Source organism: Lysinibacillus sp. 10T31, assembly GCF_056394365.1.
Genome location: NZ_JBFTHS010000244.1, coordinates 1 through 390 on the forward strand (window position 1 = coordinate 1; position 390 = coordinate 390).

At 45.9% G+C, this 390-nt stretch carries 1 protein-coding gene; it reads right to left on the reverse strand.

All coding sequences use genetic code 11. From position 1 onward, the window contains the following. A partial coding sequence (locus AC1DCY_RS27850; RefSeq protein ID WP_477356065.1) for a hypothetical protein occupies positions 1–390 on the reverse strand: 390 nt, incomplete at both ends.

The window sequence follows — 390 nt, forward strand, 5'->3', positions numbered from 1 at the left end:
ATACTATCTGGACTTCCCCCAGGATATTGTTCTATCACCCTTAAAACAACACCCCGTATCATAGCCATATAAGTACTGAAAAACGCACGCTGGTAATCGTTGACTCGAATGCTCAGTAACTTTGCATCCATCTCGGCAGCCGTATCCAGCCTCACGAATTTATCAATTTCTGTTTGAACGCCATTCATGAGATTTTCTTTAAACGACTGTATCGCATTACCCAAGTTAACGAGTTCAGGCTCCAACTCACTTACCATGCGCTCCATACCAGCCACGCTGCTTCTAATCCATTCAAGTTTTTGCATATCTTCCGGGCACAGAGGACATGAAAACGCGCTCACCTGCGCGTCATCTTCCTCCTGCTGAAGGGTGCGCGAGTAGTCAATATAC